At 70.3% G+C, this 22,239-nt stretch carries 14 protein-coding genes and 5 pseudogenes; 16 read left to right on the forward strand and 3 right to left on the reverse strand.

Translation table 11 applies throughout. The annotated features are described in order from the left end of the window. Positions 1 to 215: 215 nt before the first annotated feature. The 7 genes and pseudogenes from ABTX62_RS33190 (at position 216) to ABTX62_RS33220 (ending at position 5,230) form a co-directional block, all read left to right on the forward strand. Positions 216 to 670 (forward strand): annotated as a pseudogene (locus ABTX62_RS33190) (tellurite resistance TerB family protein). A gap of 87 nt (positions 671 to 757) precedes the next feature. Continuing rightward, positions 758 to 1,018, forward strand: coding sequence for a GlsB/YeaQ/YmgE family stress response membrane protein (locus ABTX62_RS33195; protein WP_352119649.1), 261 nt, complete (start codon positions 758 to 760; stop codon positions 1,016 to 1,018). Positions 1,019 to 1,252: 234 nt separating this feature from the next. Beyond that, a pseudogene (locus ABTX62_RS33200) lies at positions 1,253 to 1,870 on the forward strand (calcium:cation antiporter family protein); the annotation flags it as partial. A 187-nt stretch (positions 1,871 to 2,057) separates the two neighbouring features. Then, positions 2,058 to 2,525 carry a peptidoglycan-binding domain-containing protein gene (locus ABTX62_RS33205; protein ID WP_283974922.1) on the forward strand — a complete coding sequence of 156 codons (468 nt, stop codon included), beginning with the start codon at positions 2,058 to 2,060 and terminating at the stop codon, positions 2,523 to 2,525. A 378-nt stretch (positions 2,526 to 2,903) separates the two neighbouring features. Further along, positions 2,904 to 3,554, forward strand: coding sequence for a polymorphic toxin-type HINT domain-containing protein (locus ABTX62_RS33210; protein WP_352119650.1), 651 nt, complete (start codon positions 2,904 to 2,906; stop codon positions 3,552 to 3,554). After that, entirely contained in the window at positions 3,551 to 3,694 is a 144-nt protein-coding gene (locus tag ABTX62_RS33215) for a hypothetical protein (protein WP_352119651.1), read from the forward strand. The genes ABTX62_RS33210 and ABTX62_RS33215 overlap by 4 nt, the downstream gene beginning before the upstream one ends. Before the next feature lie 1,014 nt (positions 3,695 to 4,708). Further along, positions 4,709 to 5,230, forward strand: coding sequence for a hypothetical protein (locus ABTX62_RS33220; protein WP_352119652.1), 522 nt, complete (start codon positions 4,709 to 4,711; stop codon positions 5,228 to 5,230). A gap of 259 nt (positions 5,231 to 5,489) precedes the next feature. Here the strand turns inward: ABTX62_RS33220 and ABTX62_RS33225 are convergent, their stop codons facing one another. Together ABTX62_RS33225 and ABTX62_RS33230 are read right to left on the reverse strand one after the other, a co-directional pair. After that, on the reverse strand, positions 5,490 to 5,942 hold the full coding sequence (locus ABTX62_RS33225; protein WP_352119653.1) for a helix-turn-helix domain-containing protein: 453 nt from the start codon (positions 5,940 to 5,942) through the stop codon (positions 5,490 to 5,492). A 77-nt stretch (positions 5,943 to 6,019) separates the two neighbouring features. Beyond that, positions 6,020 to 6,172: a hypothetical protein gene (locus ABTX62_RS33230; RefSeq protein WP_352119654.1), complete on the reverse strand. Its 153-nt coding sequence runs from the start codon at positions 6,170 to 6,172 to the stop codon at positions 6,020 to 6,022. A gap of 272 nt (positions 6,173 to 6,444) precedes the next feature. Between ABTX62_RS33230 and ABTX62_RS33235 the strand changes: the two genes are divergently transcribed. Beyond that, complete coding sequence (locus ABTX62_RS33235) at positions 6,445 to 6,837, forward strand: hypothetical protein (RefSeq protein WP_352119655.1); 393 nt, start codon at positions 6,445 to 6,447, stop codon at positions 6,835 to 6,837. A gap of 313 nt (positions 6,838 to 7,150) precedes the next feature. After that, on the forward strand, positions 7,151 to 9,232 hold the full coding sequence (locus ABTX62_RS33240) for a diguanylate cyclase domain-containing protein (RefSeq protein WP_352119656.1): 2,082 nt from the start codon (positions 7,151 to 7,153) through the stop codon (positions 9,230 to 9,232). Positions 9,233 to 9,427: 195 nt separating this feature from the next. On the opposite strand, the gene ABTX62_RS33245 is transcribed toward ABTX62_RS33240, so the two are convergent. Then, positions 9,428 to 10,447: a rod shape-determining protein gene (locus ABTX62_RS33245; RefSeq protein WP_352119671.1), complete on the reverse strand. Its 1,020-nt coding sequence runs from the start codon at positions 10,445 to 10,447 to the stop codon at positions 9,428 to 9,430. Between the two features lie 348 nt (positions 10,448 to 10,795). On the opposite strand from ABTX62_RS33245, the gene ABTX62_RS33250 reads away from it, so the two are divergent. The 7 genes and pseudogenes from ABTX62_RS33250 to ABTX62_RS33275 all read left to right on the forward strand — a co-directional run bounded on the left by ABTX62_RS33250 (position 10,796) and on the right by ABTX62_RS33275 (position 22,235). Next, positions 10,796 to 11,836 carry an MFS transporter gene (locus tag ABTX62_RS33250; RefSeq protein ID WP_352119657.1) on the forward strand — a complete coding sequence of 347 codons (1,041 nt, stop codon included), beginning with the start codon at positions 10,796 to 10,798 and terminating at the stop codon, positions 11,834 to 11,836. A gap of 512 nt (positions 11,837 to 12,348) precedes the next feature. Continuing rightward, positions 12,349 to 12,474, forward strand: a pseudogene (locus ABTX62_RS33255) (winged helix-turn-helix domain-containing protein); the annotation flags it as partial. Between the two features lie 64 nt (positions 12,475 to 12,538). After that, entirely contained in the window at positions 12,539 to 12,856 is a 318-nt protein-coding gene (locus ABTX62_RS33260) for a hypothetical protein (RefSeq protein ID WP_352119658.1), read from the forward strand. A gap of 254 nt (positions 12,857 to 13,110) precedes the next feature. Beyond that, positions 13,111 to 13,209, forward strand: a pseudogene (locus ABTX62_RS38030) (tyrosinase family oxidase copper chaperone); the annotation flags it as partial. A gap of 42 nt (positions 13,210 to 13,251) precedes the next feature. Then, positions 13,252 to 13,629, forward strand: a pseudogene (locus ABTX62_RS38035) (tyrosinase family protein); the annotation flags it as partial. A 237-nt stretch (positions 13,630 to 13,866) separates the two neighbouring features. Continuing rightward, positions 13,867 to 15,624 carry a fatty acyl-AMP ligase gene (locus ABTX62_RS33270; RefSeq protein ID WP_352119660.1) on the forward strand — a complete coding sequence of 586 codons (1,758 nt, stop codon included), beginning with the start codon at positions 13,867 to 13,869 and terminating at the stop codon, positions 15,622 to 15,624. After that, positions 15,621 to 22,235: an SDR family NAD(P)-dependent oxidoreductase gene (locus ABTX62_RS33275; RefSeq protein ID WP_352119661.1), complete on the forward strand. Its 6,615-nt coding sequence runs from the start codon at positions 15,621 to 15,623 to the stop codon at positions 22,233 to 22,235. Before ABTX62_RS33270 ends, ABTX62_RS33275 begins: the two co-directional genes overlap by 4 nt. The last annotated feature ends 4 nt before the right edge of the window (positions 22,236 to 22,239 follow it).

The following is a 22,239-nucleotide window of genomic DNA, read 5'->3' on the forward strand; positions in this document are numbered from 1 at the left end:
TCTGGACCACGGCGTTGAGCAGCCGGAACGGCTCTCCCACGACCAGGATGTAGAGCATCAGCAGGGTGGCGAGGAGGATGTTGAGCTGCGACACCTTCTTCGAAGGCGCCGACGAGGACGACGAAGGCTGACCCCACCACTCACCACGCCTACACCACGCACGGTCCGGGCCGAGCTGCCCCCGGCCCGGACACCGCACAACGAAGGAGCTGACCGTGGCCCTGTGGGACCGCTTCCGGGAACCCGCATCAACGATGCAGACCCAGCTGATGGCGAAGAAGAACGACCCACATCCGGCGCCTTCCGCGACGCCTCCATGGGGATGTGCGCCCTTGTGGCCGCCGCCGACGGCACCATCGATCCCGCCGAACGCCAACGCGTGGCGCAGCTGATCGCCACCAACGAGGTGCTGCAGAACTTCGACGCCGACGACCTGCGCCGACGCTTCGAGGAGAACCTGGCCAGGCTGACGGCCGACTTCGCCTTCGGCAAGGTCAGAGTCCTTCAAGAGATCGCCAAGGCCGAGAAGAAGCCCGCCGAGGCCCGCGCCGTCATCCAGATCGGCATCGTCATCGGCGGCGCCGACGGCGACTTCGACAAGACCGAACAGGCCGTAGCCCGCGAGGCGTGCTTCACCCTCGACCTACCGCCCCGCGAATTCGACCTGTAGCCGTACACCGCGCCGGCCACGCGCGCGGTGCGTGAGCACGCGGCGGGCGGGCACCAGAGCAGCGAAAGACTTCGAGAAAGGGACGGCATGGAGATCTCCGGCATCATCACCGCTATCGTCATCGGCGCCATCATCGGCGTGCTGGGCCGGCTTGCCCTGCCCGGCCGCCAGCACACCGGCATCTTGTGGACCATCGCCGTCGGTATTGTCGCCGCCCTGATCGGCACCGCCATCGCCGCTGGCTTGGGCGTAGCCGACACCGGCGGCATCGACTGGATCGAACTGGCCATCCAGATCGCGCTCGCCGCGGGCGGCGTCGCCGCCGTCGAACGCCTCAAAGGCCGCTGACCACGGCGCACCAGCATCTCTTTCGGGCCGCCCGGTAGTTCCCGGGCGGCCCTCGCACACCCAACTTCGCACAATGGCTCGCTACCTCCGGCGGGCCGGTCAGCGGTCCCCTGGGCCTGGGCGGCCGACCGTTCGCTGCGGCGAGCGGCAACCCTGGGTACGCCAGTGTGAAGCGAGAGCCACCCGGTAAGAGAACGCTCACACCTTCCGCGACCGCAACGACGAAGGGCTGCCATGCTCACCCTGCTGACCGACCTGTGGCCGTTGACATGGAGCGTGGGAGTCTTCCTTGTGGCCACGGCCGTGACCGTGGTGTGCAGCATCCGGCTCGCAGGGCTGGGTGACACCCTCGCCGACAGCACCGGCTGGGGCGAGGCCCTCTTCGGCGCGGTGCTGTTCGGCCTGGTGACGTCTCTCTCGGGCATTGTGATGACCGCCGTGAGCGCCGCCGCGGACCAGCCGCGCCTTGCCTACAGCAACGCCGTAGGAGGTATTGCGGCACAGACGGTGGCACTCGTCGTCGCTGACGCTTTCCTGCGAAAAGTCAACCTCGAACACGCCGCCGCCTCGATCTCCAACATGCTGTTCGGCTGCCTGCTCATCGCGCTGCTGGGCATCGCCCTCATGGCAACGTTCAGCCCGTCCGTGACCTTCCTGAGCCTGCATCCGGCCTCCGTGGTTCTGGTGGCCTTCTACCTCGGCGCTCTGGTCCTCATCCGCAACCGCAGGGAACCCATGTGGCAGGCGGTACGTACCAGGGACACGCTTCCCGATGTCCCGGACGCAGACGTCCAAGGGCTTGCTGCTCACTCGACACCGCGGCTGTGGAGCGAGTTCGCCGCTGTCGCGGGTGAGGCCTGCAGACCCACGCGGCCGACGCCGTCGCTCAACCCTCCCCGACAGCCGCCCAGATGAGGTGCCCTATAACTTTCCAGGTTCCGGTGACAGCACTGTCATGTCAGCGTGACCTGGCCGGACTTCCTGGAGCGGTACCGGCAGAGCCAAACCAGAAGCCGCTCCGTGACATAGAGGGGGACACATGCGACCGAACACCCTGAAGAGGACGGCCGTCAGCATCGTCGCTGCAGCAGGTATCGCCGCTGGGAGTCTCGCGGGCGCGACCGTCAGCTCCGCGGCAGCGGACACGACCGTGAAGCAGACGGCGGTGACCGGAGAGGTCAGCACGCTCGCGGTGTACAACTTCGGCCTCAGCTCCAGCCAGGCGAAGGGGATCCAGCGCTGGCTGGCGGCGCGCTGGGACTACAACGACTCCATCGACGGGCAGCTCGGCACCAATAGTTGGAAGGCGTTCCAGCGGCACCTCAAGGCGAGTCACGGCTACGGCGGATCGATCGACGGCATTCCCGGGAGCAACACGATCAAGGCACTGCAGCGCAAGCTGAGCCAGTCGTCCTACGGCTACGACGGCCCGATCGACGGAATCGCCGGGCCCGGCACCCGGGCGGCGTTCAAGAAGTTCGCCGACTGGGCCAGCAGCGCTTACTAAGAGAGTCGCGTACGCACTTTGTCTCCGGCCGGCTGGAGCGGGACTCCACGTGTCCTGCGGCAGCCGGCCGGAGATGGTTCCGGACCGCCTATGAGCTTGTGCGAATCGTCGCAACGGTCGGCGCATGCTAAGTCAAGCCGCCCATGAACCCAGATGAACGGCCCTGGACACACCCCCACGGGTCTGTTCCGTAGTCGTGGTGACCTCGTAGGCGAGGCGCCCGAGGACGGGGAGGATCCCAAGCGGGCACGGCGCCGTGCCGTGCGCCGACGCCGCAGGGCCCGGCTGCGGACCGCCGAACCGGGCCGCTCCCGGGGCGGGCTGACAGCAGCCGGAAGTGTCACCGACAACAGCTTCCCGGCCGGGACCCTGGTCCTCATGGGCGACGGGGGCAGCAGGCCGATCGAGCGCGTGCGCGAGGGCGACGAGGTGCTGGCCACCGATCCCGCAACCGGCTCCACCCGGGCCGAGCCGGTGACCGACCTGATCACGGGATCAGGGAAAAAGCGCCTGATCGCGCTCGTCGTCGACACCGACGGCGTGGCGGGAGAGCGCACGGACACGATCACGGCGACGGACCGTCACCCGTTCTGGACGCCGGGCCCGGGAGTGTGGACGGATGCCGTCGACCTCACCGCGGGAACGGGGCTGCGCGCCAGCACGGGCGCGGACCTGGAGGTCACCGCGGTCGCAGCCCGTACCGTCGAACAGACGGTCCACAACCTCACCGTCGCCGGCGCGCACACGTATTACGTGCTCGTCGGAAGCACGCCCGTCCTGGTCCACAATGCCAAGAAGAACAAGTGCAGCCTCGAGATCGACCACGTGGGCCAGGTCGACCAGGACTGGGTTACCAAGGGCGCTCACGTCAACATGAAGGACGGCATGGAAGTGGCACCGCGCCCGGATGGCCAGGGCCACATCCGTGGCGAGGGGCGATCCGGTTGCGGACAGGCACCGCAATGCAGAAACAGGTCGACGCCGTCGTGGGGACGATCAAGTCCGACCCCAAGGTGCGCGCTGACATGATCAGGATGACGAAGGCCGCCAAGGAGGTCTTCGAGTCCAGCGCCAAGGCCATGAAGGAAGGCCGCAACCCGCAGTGGCGCTTCAGCAACGACCGGACGGCCGAACTGCAGGCCTTGATAGAAGCGATGGAGAGGATGTAGATGTCCGACTTGGACTTCTACGCCCACGTCGCGACCCGCGGCGACGTGTTGGGAGCGGGGATCGGCGCGCAGCCCGCCGAAGGGGAAGCCACGCTGGGCGCCGACTGCCTCGACACCGAGGACGGCAGCCTGTTGCGCCGGGACTACGGGCTGGTGGAGCTGTCGTTCCAGGAGGAGGACGGCGCCTGGCCCTGTATCGGAGTGAACGTGCAGGTGCACGGTCTGCGGTGGGACACCGAGTCATCCGTCCCGGCGGCCCTGCGCGGCGGCTACGGGACCTTCGCTCCCTCGACGCGCTTCGAGGACCTGGCCACCGCGATCACCGGTCTCGGCTGCCCGGTCGAACCCGACCCGGACGAGGACGGTACGTCCGGGGACATGCGCCGCTACCGGGTGCTCGAGTCCGGCGTGGGATCTTCGTCCGCGCGGACGAACACGCCCAAGGGCACGCGGGCGAGGTCTGGAGCCTCAGCGTGTCTCCCGCGTGGTGGCGCGCGGCGGGCTGAGCCCTCGGGGCGGGCCGTGCCACCATCTGTGCGGTTCACCCCAGCCGCGTGGCCGGCTCCGAGGTCTGCGCGACCTCGGAACCGCCGGCTGCCCAGGCGGCCCGCGCCGCTCACTGCCCAGCAGGGCATCGGGGCTCTACCCCGGCTATGTCCCTCAGGGCCGGGTCGAGTTCCGGTGCCTGGAGATCGACGGTGCACTGGTCGAACGCGACCTCCACCTGACACGGGGCGGTTCGTACACAGCGACAAACCCCCCGCCGAGCGTCACGGGCCCCTTCGTCGCACGCGTGGCCGAGGGGCCGGAGACGGTGCCTGGACGGGCTTCACGCCCGGGGACAGACGCTCCTTCGGTGCGGCCGTCGCATGGTCCGGTCGGCACCCCTGCACGGTCTCGGACCCTGCCCCGAGGCTCGCACCGCATCGGCGATCCGGCATCTCGAGCGGCCGGCGTGATCCCTCACCCACATTGCGCGGGCGGTGATGTCGCCCCTGTGGTGATCATAGAAACATGACACGGCGGACTACCCTGAACGAACCGGACGCCGGGCCGTCGCCCGGCACGGTCCGGCCCTCCTACACCGGTGCGGTCTACGGCTCGCTGCTGGCCGCCTCCGTTGTCGCAGGGGCGAGCACACCGGGCCCTTACGCGCGCCTCGAGCTGGTGCTGCTCCTGCTGTGCACCGGAGTCGTGTTCTGGGCCGCGCACGCCTACTCCACCCTCGTCGGCGAACTGCTCCCGCACCGGCCGCTGAGGTGGTCCGCGGTGGGCCGTGTGTGTGCTCAGGAGTGGCCCATCGTGCAGGCGGCCGTAGCCCCGGCCACCGCTGTCGCGATCAGTCCGCTGCTCGGTCTGGGGCTCGAGGGCGCGGCCTGGCTGGCGCTCGGTGTCGCCGTCGTTCAGCAGGTCGCGTGGGCCGGCGCCGGGATCCGCAGGGCGGGCGCGTCCCGTCGTGCGGTGGTGGCGGCCGGTGCGGTCAACCTGGCGCTCGGCCTGCTGATCGTCGCCGCCAAGGTGGCGATCCAGCACTGAGCGCTCCGCGCGAAGTGCCGCGATGGGCCGTCGATCGTCTGCGAGCCGAGCCGAGCCGAGCCGAGCCGCGCGCGGGTGAGGTTGGCGCGTTCCGCCACAGGCACCTGCTGCGCCCGAGTCCAGGCCGACGAAGCCGAGATCGGCGATCGCGCCCAGGCCCGCCTTGCGCAGCTGCGCGCAGATCTTGTTGCGGCGGGCGGTGCTGATCTCGCTCGAGCGTCCCGGAGCGGCCGACGAGATCCAGATCAGGTTGCCCTTCTCATCGGTCAGGGCGAGGAAGAGCAGGCCGTGAGTCTTTACGTTTCCCGCTGTAGTTGGGGCGGGCCTCCTGCCCCGTCCGGCGTCGGGTGCGCACCAGGGTGCCGTCCAGCAGCACCACGACGCCGCCCTTCGCGGCGATCTTCTTCAGGGCGCGGTCCAGCCGCGAGGCCTGCACGGTCAGCAGGCCGATCACCTCGAGCACCCAGCGCCGCAGGGTGGCCCCCGAGATGTCGTTGCCGCCGGCCAGGTCGGAACGCCGGTCATGGCGCAGGAAGGCGAGGACCAGCAGGGCTTGGCGTCCCGGGCTGAGCTTGCGCCAGCGCGAGTCGATCGCCGTGCGCCGAGCCCGGATCAGGCCCGCGACGTGGGTCACCACGCTGCTGGACAGGGGGAGTTTGACTCGGTAAACCAGTGAGGGTGAGCCCTCGGCCGAGCTGTTGTCGTTCGTCACACACGCCAACACCCGCCGGGGGCCACGCCGTTACGTCCCGATCCGGACACGTCGGCGCCGACCTGACCGGCGCAGGATCAGCCGGGCCCGGTGAACAGTCCCGGGGCCTGCTCACGCAGCCAGTCCCGGTCGGCCAGGCGCTTCATCCGCGCGCGCATCGCCCCGACCTTGCGCGGCTCGGTCCCGATGCCGAGGCGTTCGCACATCTGCTTGCACCGCACCGGGGCCACCCGACTCGGCCACCTCCCCCAGAACCCGCTGATACTCGGCGGACAGATCCCCAGGTCCGGCCGCGTCCTTGCGGTAGGCCACCACCCGCCCCGGCTCCACGCCGCCGGCCTGCCGAATCACCGTCGCCGGCACCCTCCGCGGCCGCCTCGCCCTCGGCGAGCAACTGCCCCAGGCCACGACCGCCCATCGGCGAACCACCTCTGGATACGAGCCGGGGACCGCACCCTCGGCAAGGGCGAGCGGCGCCGAGCCGTGAAGTACGAACTCGCCGATGCCAACGACCTGGCGCTGCTCCGCGTCTCCCCGCCGTCCCTCCTCGGTGAAGATCGACTCCATCAGCCCTGGCGGGGTGACCCCCTCCACCGACTCGAACGTCGCCGTATCGGGCTGGGGCTATCCGAGCTACGTCGATCAGCACCCCTCCCGCAGGCTGAAGGTCGCCTCCATGCGCGTGCAGCGGCTGGACGACGGCTCCCCGAGCTACCTCTTCGCCGCCGGTAACGACGGCCACCACCTGGAGGGTGACTCCGGTGACCCGGTCGTACTCGGCACGCGGCAGATCGGCGTCACCGCCAAGCACAGCCCCCTCATCGGCGAAGCGAGCATCGTCCCGCTCGGCATCCCGGACATCCGCCGATGGGTCCGCCAGCACACCAGGGTCTGACCGCGCAAGAAGCACGCTGCGACAGGCGGTCCGGAGTCCCATGAGGGTGATTCAGGGCCGCTCGGCCATCGCTGTGCCCTGTGCCCGGTCGGACGGCGCATGAGAGCTCGCCGGACCCCACCCGAGGCCGGCGTTCAGAATTCCCGCGGTGGATCGAGGGTCAGCACACGAAGGGCTCGTCCTTTTTTCAGGTGAACTTACCGCTTCTCGCTGATTGCGCGTCGATAGGTCCTCCTATCCTCATCCTCGACTGGAGCAGACCGAACACCGTGTGTTCACCCTTCTCTGAGCTCGATGACCGTCGGGGGATCGTATGAGGCTGGGAAAGGCCGATTGGTGGGGCTCGTTGCACGCTGTTCGTATCGGCTGGTCATCGGCAGCATGTGGGCCGGGCAAGACTCTGGCGGTGGGGTCCGTGCTTGCCGCCACAGTGAGCGCGGGCGCGACAGCGGCGCTGTTCATCCCAGTCGTTGTAGGAGTGCCGGCTGCACATGGTCTGGCCGCTCTGTCGCTCCTTGGGCGTGCCCGGACGGCCGCCGGACGGGTGCGTCTTCGCCTCGCGCTCTTTGCGGGTTCCGTGGCAGCGGGTGGCCTTCACCTCCTCGTGGTCAGTCAGTTCCCTTCCTCTCGAGGGGAGCCCACTGGTGGTGTCCACTTCCTCCTCCATCTGCTGGCGGTCACCGGAATCGTCCTCTGTCTGGTGGTGGCGATCGCCGGATTGGTGATCGCAGTCGCGGACCGCGGCGCGACGCTGATCTGGCTGCGGCGAGTCCTGGACGGGGGGATGATCGCCGGCTCCCTGCTCACACTGGGCTGGGTGCTGCTGCTGCATCGCGCCGATGAAAGCGGCGATGCGTTCGGCTCCTTGCAGGATCTGGCACGCGTGGTGACCGACATCCTGGTCTTCGGACTCCTGGTGGCGCTGCGCTACTCCCTGAAGCGTCCTGAGCGCACGTCCACAACGGTGGGGGTCCTGGCCCTCGTCGTGTTGTCTGCAGGCGACATGCTGCGGATCCTCATGCCGGACCCGGCCACCTGGTACGGCATTCCTTGCGCGGCGGCCTGCTCGATCACTGGCCTGCTCCTCATCGCCGTGGCGCCATGGCTGGCCGGAGGCGTCAGCGTCGTGGACGTCGACCAGCGCCTCATGCCCGTCGTCGCAGTCGTGGCCGCTTTCGTGCCCGTGGCCGTCTGCGCCCTGGCCCTGGCAGTCCACACCATGGTCGGCGGCCACACCGACATGGCCCTCATGGTCCTGGCAGGCTCACTGCTCATCGCGCTCGGCATCCGGCAAGGCATCATCCACGCAGACCACCTGCGTATCACCCGCGAAGCCACCACCCGGGAAGCGCTCTACCGCACCCTGGTCGACGGCACTCGCGACGTGATCACCATCGTCAGCCCGGACGGCCGCCTTCGCTACGTCAGTACTGCCGCCCGCCACGTCTTCGGTTACCGGCCCGAAGACCTGATCGGCACCTGCCTGCCCCTGTACTGCCACCCCGACGACCTGACGCCGCTGATGCAGACAGTCGAGGCGCTGCGGCAGGAAGCCGCATCAGGCATCCGCGGTCCGGGCCGCCGCGTGTCCTGCCGGGTCCGCCACGCCGACGGACGTTGGCGCCACGTCGAATCGACGGTCAGCCACCACACCGAAGGAATGATCTTCAGCAGTCGCGATGTGACCGAACGGCTCGCCCGGCAGGAACAACTCGAGCACCTGGCCTTCCACGACGCACTCACCGGACTGCCCAACCGGTCCCTCTTCGCCGACCGGGTCGCGCACGCCCTGCGGAAACGGACCACTCACACCGCCCCGCCCACAGTGCTCTTCGTGGACCTGGACGGCTTCAAGGCCGTCAACGACGCGGCCGGACACGCGGCCGGCGACGCACTCCTGGTCCACGCCGCTCGTCGGCTCCAGGCATCCGTACGGGCCGAAGACACCGTAGCCCGCCTCGGCGGTGACGAGTTCGCCGCCCTATTGGAGGGAGAGGCCGGGACACACCCCTCGCGTGCCAAAGACGTCGCCGAGCGAATCCTGTCCGCCCTGACGCAGCCGTACCGGATCGCAGGCAACGAGGCGCGAGTCTCGGCCTCCATCGGCATGACAATAGCCCTCCCGGGCGTCACACCGGACGAACTCCTCCGCCAAGCCGATGAAGCCATGTACGAGGCCAAGAGAGCAGGCAAAGGCCGCATCCGCATGCACATCCCCCAGCCCCGCCGAACCGGCCACAGTCCGTCCCCCGAGGCCAGCCAGGCGGCCACTCCCCTCCAGGCGTCAGACGAACCGGCGGAGCACGGCCTGGGACAGCATCCCGTACCGTCGGTACGCGAAACCCCTGGTCCTACCGCCCGCTCTGCGGTCCCGAGCTGCACCGAACGGATTTGACACGGCATCCGGGTGATCACCGTGGTCGGCGAAATCAACCACGCCAACATCGAACCGCTCCGCCAAGCCCTGGACGCCCGGGTCAGGCGCTGAAGGGACGTACCACAAGAGAGCAGGCTACGTTCTCCATACCTCGCTCGCGTCCCTCCCATGCGGGCGAGCGAGGGAGACCGACGGCGGCATCGAAGTGTCGCCTCATCTGCGGGGCTGGGCGTCCAGCACCTGCCGGAGCGCCTCGAACTCCTCGACGCACTTGCCGGATCCGAGCGCCACGCTGTCCAGCGGATCCTCGGCGATGTGGACCGGCATGCCCGTCTCGCGGCGCAAGCGCTCGTCCAAGCCGCGCAGCAGCGCTCCGCCGCCGGTCAGAACGATTCCTCGGTCCATGATGTCGCCGGACAGCTCCGGCGGGCACTTGTCGAGGGTCGTCTTGACGGCGTCGACGATCGCGTTGACCGGCTCCTCGATGGCCTTGCGGACTTCGGTGGCGGAGATGACGACGGTTTTCGGCTGCCCGGAGACCAGGTCCTGGCCGCGCATTTCGGTGTGCTCGTCGGTGTCCAGGTCGTACGCCGAACCGACCGTGATCTTGATCTGCTCGGCCGTGCGCTCACTCAGCAGGAGGGAGTACTCCTTCTTGATGTGCTGGATGATCGCGTTGTCCAGCTCGTCGCCCGCGACGCGGATGGACTGGGCGATGACGATGCCACCGCAGGAAATGACCGCCACGTCCGTGGTGCCGCCGCCGATGTCGACCACCATGTTGCCCGTGGCCTCGTGGACCGGCAGGCCGGAGCCGATGGCCGCGGCCATGGGCTCCTCGATGATGTGCACTTGGCGGGCGCCGGCCTGAACGGACGCCTCGATGACGGCGCGGCGCTCGACGCCCGTGATGCCCGAGGGCACGCAGACGACGACCCGCGGACGAGCCAGATACCGCCGCTTGTGGATCTTCAGGATGAAGTAGCGGAGCATCCGCCCCGCGATCTCGAAGTCAGCGATCACACCGTCTTCCAGCGGACGCACGACAACAATGTTGCCAGGCGTACGCCCGATCATCTTCTTCGCTCCCGTGCCGACCGCGAGGATGCCACCGGTGTCGGTGTTGACCGCGACGACGGACGGCTCGTTGAGCACGATCCCACAACCCCTGACGTACACCAGCGTGTTGGCGGTCCCGAGGTCGACAGCCATGTCACGCCCCATGAACGACATTGAGTTCCCCATCAGGACTCGTCTGCCCTTCCCACGATTCTGCAGAACCCTTCAGTCGGCGAGGCGGATGCTGCTCCACATAAGGCCGGGGCGGTGAGGTGCCAGGCTGCGTCGCTGCTTTGACACTGGCTCTTGTCCGCTGTACTCCGTCACCGGACCCTATCGGCGTGCCCGCCGCGGTGAGCCGCTGCCACGCCGCCTGCCCTCATCGGATCTCACCGTCGTGAGATGCGTCGGTGGGCGTGAGCCCGGCGGCAGTGGCTACGGCAGGCGGCGTTCCTGGAGGACCCCCTGGCGCGCGCGGTACAGGCGTGGGCGGGGGCCGGCCGGGACTCCGCCGAGGTGCCCGTGCCGGTGCCGCCGCGCCGGCAGCCGGAACCCGGGGCCTGCCTGATCAAGCGCTCCGGTGACGGCTTCCGGCTGCCGGCGCGGCACCCCCGGCAGCGCTGGATGTTCCTCGCCTCCCTCTCCCTGGACATGGCCTTCAGCTGGCCCGCTGAGGTCGCCCTGCCGCTGCTGGTGTCCCAGCGGGGCTGGGGCGTCGGTGCCGTCGGCGTGGTCCTGGCCGCCTTCAGCGTCGGCGCCCTGGGGTCCAGCGCGCTCGGCGCCGTGCTGGCACACCGCATCCCGATGTACGTCCGCCTGGTCGTCACCGGCGCCGGACTGGCCGCGGGCATCCTGGTCATGGCGGTGATGCCGTCGGTGGTGTCACTCACCGCGGTCGCAGCGGCCGTCGGCCTGCTGTCCGGCCTCAACGGCCCGGCCATCGTGACCCTTTACCAGAAGGCGACCCCCGAGGGGCGGATGGGCGCCGAGATGTCCACGCTCGCGCTCGCTGGCATCGGCACCGCCCCGATCCCCATCGCCGTCTTCAGCAGCCTGTCGCTCGCGCTGGGTGTGCAGACCACGTGGGCTGCTGTGCGGCACGAGCACGTTCGTCTCCCCGCTGGCCGCCGTCCTCGCCCTGCGCCACCCGGCCCGTGTCCAGGAGCCCGAGCAGAAGGCCGCCGAAACGCCCGTGCCGGCCGCCGCCTGAAGGAGGGCCATGACCGTCCTGACCGTTCCCCGCCTGCTGCTGCCCCGGCGGCTGACCGAGCTCTGCCCCTGATCCCGGCGGCGGACCGGACGGCACGCCCCGCCCCTCCCCGGGCCCGGAAGTGTGGCTCGTGGACACCAGCGAGTACCGCGCGCATGCCGAGCGCCGGGCGCCGACGACCCTGGACCGCCAGGAACTCGCGCGCGGCCGAGTGCGCCGACCGGGACTCCAAGGCGGAAGGATTGAAATTCGACAGGATCGTGCGGGTGGGCAGCAGCCATTGCAAGTCCGGTGGAAGCGTCCGCGAGATCGACCGGACCTTCGTCCACCCACGGTCGCGACGCGGCGGGTGAAGGTGTTCATGTGCGGCTCTTCCTGGTGGCGTCGGCCGATTTCCTCGCCCTTGTGCGCAAGGCTTCTTCACCGCGGGCCTGATGGGCGGTGAGGACGGGCGAAGGAGATCAGGAACGAGTCAGGTTCGTCCTCGTTCCGGGCTCGATCTTCGTTCTGCGCAGTGGAGTTGACCAGGCTCGGTCTATTCCGTGAATCCGCATTCCGGAACGGCGGACGCAGGTATGAGCCGTTCCGGAATGCGGTGTGCAGGAGAGGCATTGCAGGAAGCGGTATTTCCGGGAATCCGCAGCGCGGTTACTGACCGTCGAAACGTGGTGTCGTAGGGGCTGACGTCTTATGACCCCTGCGGTATGCCGACCGCATGAGGTAGGCGCAAGGGGGCGGGCTGACCGGCGAACGGCGGCCCTTCGGCGAGCAGGCGGTTGGAGGCGGCCGAGCGGTTCAGGCAGGGCGGCGAAAACACGGTCATCGCTCACGACCTGCGGGTCGGCGACCTGCCGACCTGTGAACCCTGGAACGAGTCGGCGCGGTCGTCACCCGGGCAACGGGGGTGGTGTGGTCGAGGGCGTCGGTGTGGCGGCTGCTGACCGGACGGCTCGGATGGAGCCTGCAACGGCCCGAGGGGCGGGCGGTCGAGCGGGACGAGTCGGAAAAATCGCCCGCTGGATCGCGCACGAGTGGCCGCGCATCAAGAAGGGGCCGTGAACACACGTTCCTGGATCGTCTTCCCCGACGAATCAGGCGTCTTCCTGCTCCCCCAGATCCGCCGCACCTACTCGCCCCGAGGGCGGACTCCACTCCTGCGGCACCGCCTGAACTGGAAGCGTGCGTCGATGGCCGGGGCCTTGGGCTACCACTCCACCGACCCCGATCGCGGGGCCCACCTGTGCTTCCACCTCAAGCCCGGCAGCTACGACACCGCCGGGCTCATCGAGGTCCTGGAGCGGATGAAGGTGTTCTACCGCGGCGAGCGAGTGGTCCTGGTCTGGACGGCCTGTCCGCCCACTGGAGCCGGGTGATGCGGGCCTGGGTCGCCGAACAGAACTGGCTCACCCTGGAACGATGACCCGCCTACGCTCCCGAGCTGAACCCGGTGGAACTGCTGTGGTCCTCGCTCAAGAAGCGTGAACTCGCCCACCTCGCCGGCGACCACCTCGCCGATGCCGCCGCCACCGAGCAAGGCATCCACCGCATCAACACCAACCCCCGACTGCCGCGTAAGAGAGGGCTCGAGCGCGTGGCACGTCACCGTGGACAGTGGCCGCTGCGTTTGATGCGCCGGGCGGACGGCAGCTGGATGAGCATGGTCGACCACTACCAGTCCTGCGCCACGCCGCTCGCCGCCGCGCGCGCCGCGGTGGACGAGCTCGACCCCGGAGCACGTCTGGGCAGGCCGGGGGAGCCGAGCGGTCATAAGGATCCCGTCTACGACACGGCACCCTGGGAGCTCCCGGTCGGCCGAGGAGTTCCGCAACAAACTGGAGGGGTGGGGGCCGGGCAGGGCTCCACTTCATGGCGTACCCACAACCGGGTCCACCGCTGGGTCGGCGGCCACATGATGGGCGACGGGTCTGTCAATGACCCCGCCTTCTGGCTGCACCACGCCTTCGTGGATCTCCTCTGGTTCCGTTGGCAGCGGCGCTACCCGAACTCCCGCTATCTTCCCGCGAAGCCGCTCGGCCGAGGGGACGCACAACACCGCCGGGTCATCGCGCGGACCGAGGAAATGCCACCCTGGAACATCACACCGAACGATGTGGACGATTACAGCAAGATCTATCGATACGCGTGATGAACGGCGGCGAGAGAGAACGGTCACGAGAAACGGCGAGACCTGCAGTCGGCTCGGGATGACGACTTGTAGGGATCGGGCAGGCCCTGATGTGATCCGGTCCGGCCGGTGCAGCCGCTTCGGCGTGTCGCCGAAAGCCCGGCAAATCTTCGTGGTGAGCTGTTTGTTCACCGCCGCCCACTGTTCAGTGGGGATTGTTGCCCGGAATGAAGGTTCGGTGACGCAGTGCTGGAAATCGTGAGTGACACCATCAGCCACCATCTCGCTCAGGCCTCAGCACGAACGCCCGAGGAGACAGCGTTCACTTTCGTGGACTTCAGCACCGACCGCGACGGCACCCCCTCCACTCTGACCTGGCGCCAACTGGAGAAGCGGGTACACGCCCTCGCGACGGCGTTGCGCCACAACGGGGCGGCCGGCGAGCGCGTGGCCGTCGTGGCACCGCAGAACCTGGACTACGTGGTCGGCTTTCTCGCAGCCACGTGCGCCGGGGCGGTCGCCGTTCCCCTCTTCCCCCCGGCCCTGCCGGGCCACGCGGAGAAGCTCGCCGCCGTACTCGCCGACGCCGACCCGGTGCTCGCCCTCACCAGCCCGGGCTCGCTCCAGGCCGCGGAGAAGTTCTGCGCCAACCAGGACGGCCTGCGCCTGCGTGTGGTCACCGAGGAGGAACTGCTCTCGGAACCGGCACCCGGGGGCGTACCCGCGGGTGAGGAGACGTTTCATCCGCGTCCTGAGGATATTGCCTATCTGCAGTACACCTCGGGTTCCACCCGTGTGCCGACCGGGGTAGAGATCACCCACGCCAACGTCTGTGCCAACGCACGCCAGGCCCTGGAGGCGTACGACATCCGCAGCGGGCGCAACTGCACCGTCGGCTGGCTTCCGCTGTATCACGACATGGGGCTGGTGCTGGCGATCGCGATGCCCCTCGTCGGCCATATCCCCTCGGTACTCATGGACCCGCTGGCCTTCGTGCAACAGCCCGTCAGGTGGCTGCGTCTGCTCACCCAGTACCCGGGAGCCGTCACCGCCGCCCCCAACTTCGCCTACGACTACTGCGTGCGCCGCGTCACCGACGAGGATCGGGGCGAGCTGTCGCTGGGGTCGGTGGCCGCCATGGTGAACGGCAGTGAGCCCGTCGCCGAGCAGACACTGCGACGGTTCCAGGAGGCCTTCGCGCCTGTCGGCATGGTCCGCACGGCCATGCGCCCGTCCTACGGACTGGCCGAGGCGACCGTGTTCGTCTCCGCCTCACCGGCCGGGGCGCAACCGACCGTCACCTGCTTCGACCGTGATGCGCTGGCGGACGGCACCGCGCGTGTCGTCGAGGCCACCGAAGCACGGGCCGTGACCCGCCTGGTCGGATGCGGGCAGCCCACCGGGCAGGAGGCCGCCATCGTCGACCCGGTCACCCGCGTCCGTCTCCAGGACGGGCACGTCGGCGAGGTCTGGCTGCGCGGACCCAACGTCGGACGCGGGTACTGGAGGCGCCCGGAACAGAGCGAGGCCACCTTCCGTGCCACACTCCACGACGACCACGAGCACCACTGGATGCGCACCGGTGATCTCGCACTGCGGCACGAAGAGCAGCTCTACATCACCGGTCGTATCAAGGACCTCGTGATCATCGACGGCACCAATCACTATCCGCAGGACATCGAGCAGACCGTCGAGAGCGCCCACCCGGCCGTCCGCCGCCACCACACCGCGGCGTTCTCCGTACTCACCGATGACGGAGAACGTCTTGTCGTCGTCGCCGAGCACGCCCGCGAAGTCGCGGACCCAGGGAGCGTCCTGGACGAGGCGGCTCGCGCCGTCCGCGCGGCGGTGTCCGCCGGCCACGCCATCGCCATCCACGACTTCGTACTCGCCGAGCCCGGCACCGTACCCCACACCACCAGCGGCAAGGTCGCCCGCGGAGCATGCCGCGAGCGCTACCTGCAAGGGGCCTGGAGCCCGGCCCCGCGAGGACAGAGAGCTGGAGTCACCGCATGAAGCAGCCAGGCGGACCCCAGAAGCCCGGCACGGCAGGCCGCTCCGGACCGGACGTCACCGCACTGCGGAACACCCTGGTGCGGATGGTCTCGGACTTCAGCGGCATCTCACCGGACCAGCTCGACGACGCCCGCCCCTTGGCGGAGTACGGCCTCACCTCCCGCGACGCCGTCGGACTGACCGGCGAGCTGGAGAGAATACTGGACCGGCCACTGCCCGCCACGCTGCTGTGGGAACACCCCACCATCGGTCAACTGGCCAGCGCTCTCACGGCCGTTGACGACGCCGCCAGCACCGACAGTGCGGAAACCGACGAGCAGTCCGATCCGTCCGGCGAAGCGGCCGGACCGGCCGGACCTGACGACCGCGACATCGCCATCATCGGCATCGGCTGCCGCCTGCCCCCGAACGTACAGGGGCCGGACGCGCTCTGGGAGCAACTCCTGGCGGGAACGGACGCGGTCGGCCAGGTGCCCGCGGGACGCTGGCGGAACTTCGGCGGCACGGCGCCCGACGTCACCGCCCTGATGGAATCCACCACACAGTGGGGCGCCTTCCTCGACGACATCGAGGGCTTCGACGCGGACTTCTTCGGCATCACGCCCCGCGAGGCCGAGGTCATGGACCCCCAGCAACGGCTGGTGCTCGAAGTCAGCTGCGAGGCGCTGGACCATGCGGGGGTCCCCGCCCACGCCCTCCGGTCCACCCGCACCGGCGTCTTCGTCGGCCTCAGCGCCCTCGAGTACGGGCAGCTGACCACCTCCGACCCCGCGCGCCTGACACCATGGACCAGTACCGGAGCGGCCGGCAGCATCGTCGCCAACCGCGTGTCCTACCTGCTCGACTTCCGCGGGCCCAGTATCACCACCGACTCGGCCTGCTCGTCGTCGCTCGTGGCCGTACATCTGGCCTGCCGCAGTCTGCGCGACGGGGAGTGCGACACGGCCCTGGCCGCGGGGGTCAACGTGCTCCTGTCCCCGGCGGTCACGGCATCGTTCGAACAAGCCGGTGCGCTGGCCGCGGACGGCAGGTGCAAACCCTTCGACGCCGCGGCCGACGGAATCACCCGTGGTGAGGGCTGCGGCGTCGTGGTGCTCAAGCGTCTCGCCGATGCCCGGCGCGACGGCGACCGCGTCCTCGCCGTCGTCAGGGGCACCGCCGTGAACCAGGACGGCCGGTCGGCCGGACTCATGGCCCCCAACCCGGCGGCGCAGGAGGAGCTGCTGCGCGACGCGCTGCGGGACGCGCGGACCGACGCCGCCGACATCGACTACGTCGAAGCGCACGGGACGGGCACCCTGCTGGGAGACCCCATCGAAGCAGCCGCCCTCGGAGCGGTCGTCGGCCGCGGCAGACCACCCGGCCGGCCCCTGTTCATCGGATCGGTCAAGAGCAACCTGGGCCACCTCGAAGGCGCGGCCGGCATCATCGGCCTGATCAAGACCGCGCTCGCCCTGCATCACGGCCGCATCCCGGCCACGCTTCACTTCCGCAGCCCCAACCCCCACATCGACTTCAGCGAACTGGGCCTGCGCGTGGTCACCGAACCGACCGACTGGCCCGGCCCGGGGAGCCGCCCCGGGCGGGCCGGCGTGTCCGCCTTCGGGTTCGGCGGCACGAACGCCCACGCCGTCCTCGAACAGGCACCGCCGGTCCTTCCGGGTCCCGCGCGGACCTCGGAGACCGAAGACGAGGAAGGCGGCCCCCCGTGCGCTCTGGTGGTGTCCGCCCGTTCCCCGGACCGGCTCGCCGACGTGGCCGCGAGTCTGTCGCGGTGGGTGGCCGCCGACCACGCGCCCGCACTCCGCGATATCGCCCACACCCTCGCATCGCATCGACGTGGCCCGTCCTGCGCCGCCGTCGTCGCGCGGACCCGATCCGAGGCGGCCGCCAAACTCGCCGCGCTGGCCCGGGGCGACACGGTTGCGGGCGTGGTCGCCGCGTGCACCGACGCGGGAGCGGCCCGGTCGGGCGCGGCCCGCCGACCGGTCTTCGTCTTCTCCGGCTACGGCTCTCAGTGGAAGGGCATGGGGCGGCAGCTGCTGACCGGCGACTCCCGCTTCGCCGCCCAGGTGTCGGCGCTCGACCCGGTGTTCCTCGCGGAGACCGGCTCCGCACTGACCGACCTGCTCACGGCCGATTCCGACCGCACGGTGGACCGGACCCAGCCGCTGCTCTTCGGCATCCAGCTGGCCCTGGCGCAGACCGTGCGGGCCTACGGCGTGGAACCCGCTGCCGTCATCGGCCACTCGATGGGCGAGGTCACGGCCGCCGTGGTGGCCGGTGCTCTCGACGCCGCCGACGGACTTCGCGTCATCGCCCGCCGATCGGCACGCCTCGCCGGCATCGACGCCGAGCAGGCCGGCGCCATGGCCGCCATCGAGCTGCCCGCACCCTCCCGGACGGACCTCCTCAGCCGCTTCCCCGGTGTGGAGGTCGCCGTCCACTCCTCGCCGCAACGCTGCACGGTGGCCGGGCCGGCCCAAGCGGTGCGCGACCTGGTGGACGAATTGTCCGGGCAGGGTCACCTCGCCCGGCTGCTGGACGTCGGCGGAGCCGGACACTCTGCCGCGGTCGATCCCCTTCTGCCGCCACTGCGCGACGACCTCGCCGCTCTGCGCCCGAGCGCACCCACGACGCCCTGGTACAGCACGGTCCTGGAAGATCCCCGCGCGGTCCCGGCGGCGGACGCTGGCTACTGGTGCGCCAACGTCCGCCGCCCGGTGCGCCTGCAACAGGCGGTGACCGCGGCCACCGAAGACGGCCACACCCTGTTTCTGGAGATCTCGCCCCATCCCATCGCCATCGTCCCGCTCACCGAGACGCTCGACGCCACCCCGGTGGCCGACCAGGCCCTGGTCGTCCCCACCCTGCACAAGAACGCGGACGACACCGTCGCGGTGCACGCCGCACTGGCCAGACTCCACCTGGCGGGCGTCACCATGAGCACCGGCCTGTGGCCCACCGGCGCCCGGACCGCGCTGCCCACTCCGGCCTGGCGTCACCGACGGTTCTGGTTCTCCCGGCCCGCCGCCTCGACCCCGGTCGGAGGTCACCCCCTGCTGGGCGTGCGCACCGACGACCCGCGTACCGGCGTCGTGCTGTGGCAAGGAGACGTCGGCACCCGCCGGCACCGCCCCGGCAGCGTGGTCCACGACCAGGCGGTGCTGACCCTCGCCGAGGCCGCGGAGCTGGTGATCGAAGCCGGCCTGGAGCTCTGGGGCCGGGAGGGTCTCACCCACCTGGGCATCGAGGACCTGCGGATCCACCAGTGGCTCGCCCTCTCCAGCAGCACCCCGCTGACCGTGGTGTGGGAACCGGCCTCCGGCACCCAGGGGGCCGTCACCCTGCACGCCCGCGGCGCCGGAACCGCCTGGTGCTGCCACGCCTCGGCGCGCATCACCCGCGATCCCGAACCCCCGCGCGAGCACCGGCCCGCGGAACCGGCCCCGGAGCTCGTCCAGTCCCTCACCCCCAAGGACCTGCCGCACCCGCACGGGCCGTTCTACGCGCAGTTGCTGACCACCGTGCTGCAACCGCCGAGTGCCGCCGCAGCCACCGCGCACGCCGTTCCGTTCGCGGTGAAGACCTTGCACATCAAGGGGCCGGGCCTCCTCGACAGCGGATACGACATCCGCCGCACGCCCGCCGGCTCCGCGGACACCGACGTCGACCAGTGGCACGTCACCGCCCAGGGTGCCGAGAGCGAGCTGGCCGCCCGGTTCGTTCAGGTGCGCCCCATCGAGCATCACGAGGTGCCCCGGCCCCTGGAGACGTGGGCCTACGACATCCAGTGGCAGAAGTCCACCGTCCCCCTGCCGCTGGACCTGCACCGTGCCCTCCTCCTGAGCGACGCACCGGACACCCCGGGGGGCATCACCGCCTCGCTCGCGTCGACTCTCCAGGCCCGGGGCGTCGACGTCACGCAGGCCCGGGACGACGCCTGCGACGCCGTACTCGACGCCTGGTTGGGGGCCCCGCACGGCGACGGCCCGAGCGCCGTCGTCCTGATCTTCCCCCCGTACGAGCGCGACGACGACATGCGGCCACTGCGCACGGCGGCAGGGGTGGCCCGCCGCCTCGCCGGCGCAGCGCACCGGCGACCGCCACGCCTGTGGATGGCCACCGTGCTGGCACAGCCCACAGGGCCGGGGGAGCCCGGGGCACCGCATCTCGCCTGCCTGCGCGGACTCGTCCGGGTCATGGCACTCGAACACCCCCATCTGCGCACCTCGCTGGTGGACATCGACAGACAACCCGGCGCGGTCGGTGACCTCGTCCAGGAACTCCTGGCCGACGGCGACGCCGATGAGATCGCCTGGAGGGCCGGCACACGGCTCACCGCCCGTCTCGCCCGTGCCGATCTCACCCCTCAGGGCAACCACGATGTGGCGTTCACCCGTCATGACGGCGCCTACATCATCACCGGCGGGCTGACCGGCCTGGGCCTGGCCACCGCGGAACGACTCGCCGAGCAGGGCGCCGGCCGTGTCGTCGTGAACGGACGTCGTGCCCCCGGGCCCGAAGCCCAGTCCGTCCTGGACGGTCTGCGGGAGCGGGGAGTCTCCGTCGCCGTGGTCCGCGGCGACATCGCGGAACCTGATGTCGCCTCAGGCCTGGTCCGTGCCGCCCTCGCGGAAGGCCACACCCTGCGAGGCGTCGCGCACTGCGCCGGTGTTCTGCACGACCGACTGATCACGGACCTCGAGCCGGCCGACCTCGACCATGTGCTGCGGCCGAAGACCGTCGGGGCCCGGAACCTGGAGGCGGCCGTAGCCGGCCATGACCTGGACTGGTGGGTGATCTACAGCTCCGCCGCGGCACTGATCGGCTCGCCGGGACAGTCCGCGTACGCGGCCGCCAACGCCTGGCTCGACGCCATGGCTCACCACCGCAGGGCCGCCGGCCGGCCGGCGACCGCCATCGCCTGGGGCCCCTGGGAGAACGTCGGCGCGGCGGCCGCGAACCCGGCGCTGGTCCTGGAGCCCATCCACCGGACCGAGGGCATGGACGCCCTGCAGGCGCTCGTCACCCTCGACCGCACCCACGTCGGCGTCGTGCACCTCGACGCCGGCCGTGTCCTCGCGGCGTTCCCCGGCCTGTCAGCCATCCCCTTCTTCGACGACGTTCTGGAGGACAGCGCGCTCGGCGCCGACGACTGGGTGGGCCCCGCCGGCATCGCGGCCCTCGGAGGCTCCGCCCCGGAGACGGTGTACGCGCGCCTGGTCAAGAGAACGGCGGCCATCATGGGGTTCAGCGCCCACGAACTGGACGAGACGACCGCGCTGACCGAACTCGGACTGGACTCCCTGATGGCGGTGCGGATCCGCAACGCCCTGCGCCAGGACTTCGGCGTAGACCTGCCCGGCCCCCGCCTGCTGCGGGGCGCCAGCCTGCGCGAACTCGGCGGCGCGGTGCTGGAACAACTCGGCCTCGGCACCGAGGTACCGGCGGGCGCCCCCGCACCGGCGGAGCCCGGCAGCGCCCGGCAGCCACAGCCGTCAGAGCCCTCGCTGCCCAGCTCCCTCAGTGCCCGGGACCCGGCCGAGCGGCTGGTCGCCAGCGCCTGGTCCGAGGTCCTGCGGCGCAGGCCCCGAGACGTGCACGAGGACTTCACCGCCGCCGGAGGCGACCGACGCGCCGCCGACGCCCTGGTGGACGTCATCCGCCGCCGCCTGGGCGACGACACGGAGCTGAGCCTGACCGGCGACGCCGTGCTCGCTCACCGGACCGTCGCGGCCGTCGCCGAGCTGATCCGGCCGGTGGTCAACCGAACCGGCCCGTCGGCACTGACCACGCTGCGCGCGATCGTCCCCGGTTCGCCGCGGCCCCCGCTGTTCACCTTCCACCCGGCCGGCGGCCCGACCTCGGTCTACCTGCCCCTGACGGGGCTGCTGCCGGCCGACCAGCCGGTGTACGGGCTGGAACGTGTCGAAGAGCTGAACACCGTGGAGGACAAGGCAGCCCACTACCGCGCGCTCATGCGTGACATCCAGCCGGAAGGGCCCTACCACCTGCTCGGCTGGTCCTTCGGAGGCTGCCTCGCGTACGAAGTGGCCCGCCAACTGAACGACCGGGGACAGGACATCGGCTTCCTCGGGCTGATCGACACCATCCTGCCCGCCGCACTGCCGCAGCAGGAATCACCGGAGTTCCTGCTCGAGCGTTTCGGCCGTTTCGCCGAGTACATCGAGAAGACGTACGGCCACCGCCTGGACCTGCCCTACGAGGAGCTGGCGGCGACGCCGGAGGAGCGGCAGATCGACGTGGTCATGCGGCTCGTCGCCGACGCCGGCCTCGACATGAGCCCCGGGGTCATGGAGCACCAGCGGACCTCGTACGTCGACGCCCGCGTCGGCGAACGGTACGTCCCCCGTCCCCACGACGGCCACGTGGTGCTCTACCGCGCGCAGCAGCCCCAGCGGCTCACCACCGCCCTCGACCCGCGCTACCTCCGGCAGGAGACGGACCTGGGATGGGCGCCCCTGTGTCAGTCCCTCGAGATCGTCCCCGTCGAGGGCGACCACCTGTCCCTCATCGACCCACCCCATGTCGCGACCATCGCGCGGCACCTCGTCAGGGCCCTCGGGCCGCTCCCCGACGACCACTGAGCCA

The organism is Streptomyces sp. NPDC096046 (assembly GCF_040303285.1).
Classification (GTDB): domain Bacteria; phylum Actinomycetota; class Actinomycetes; order Streptomycetales; family Streptomycetaceae; genus Streptomyces.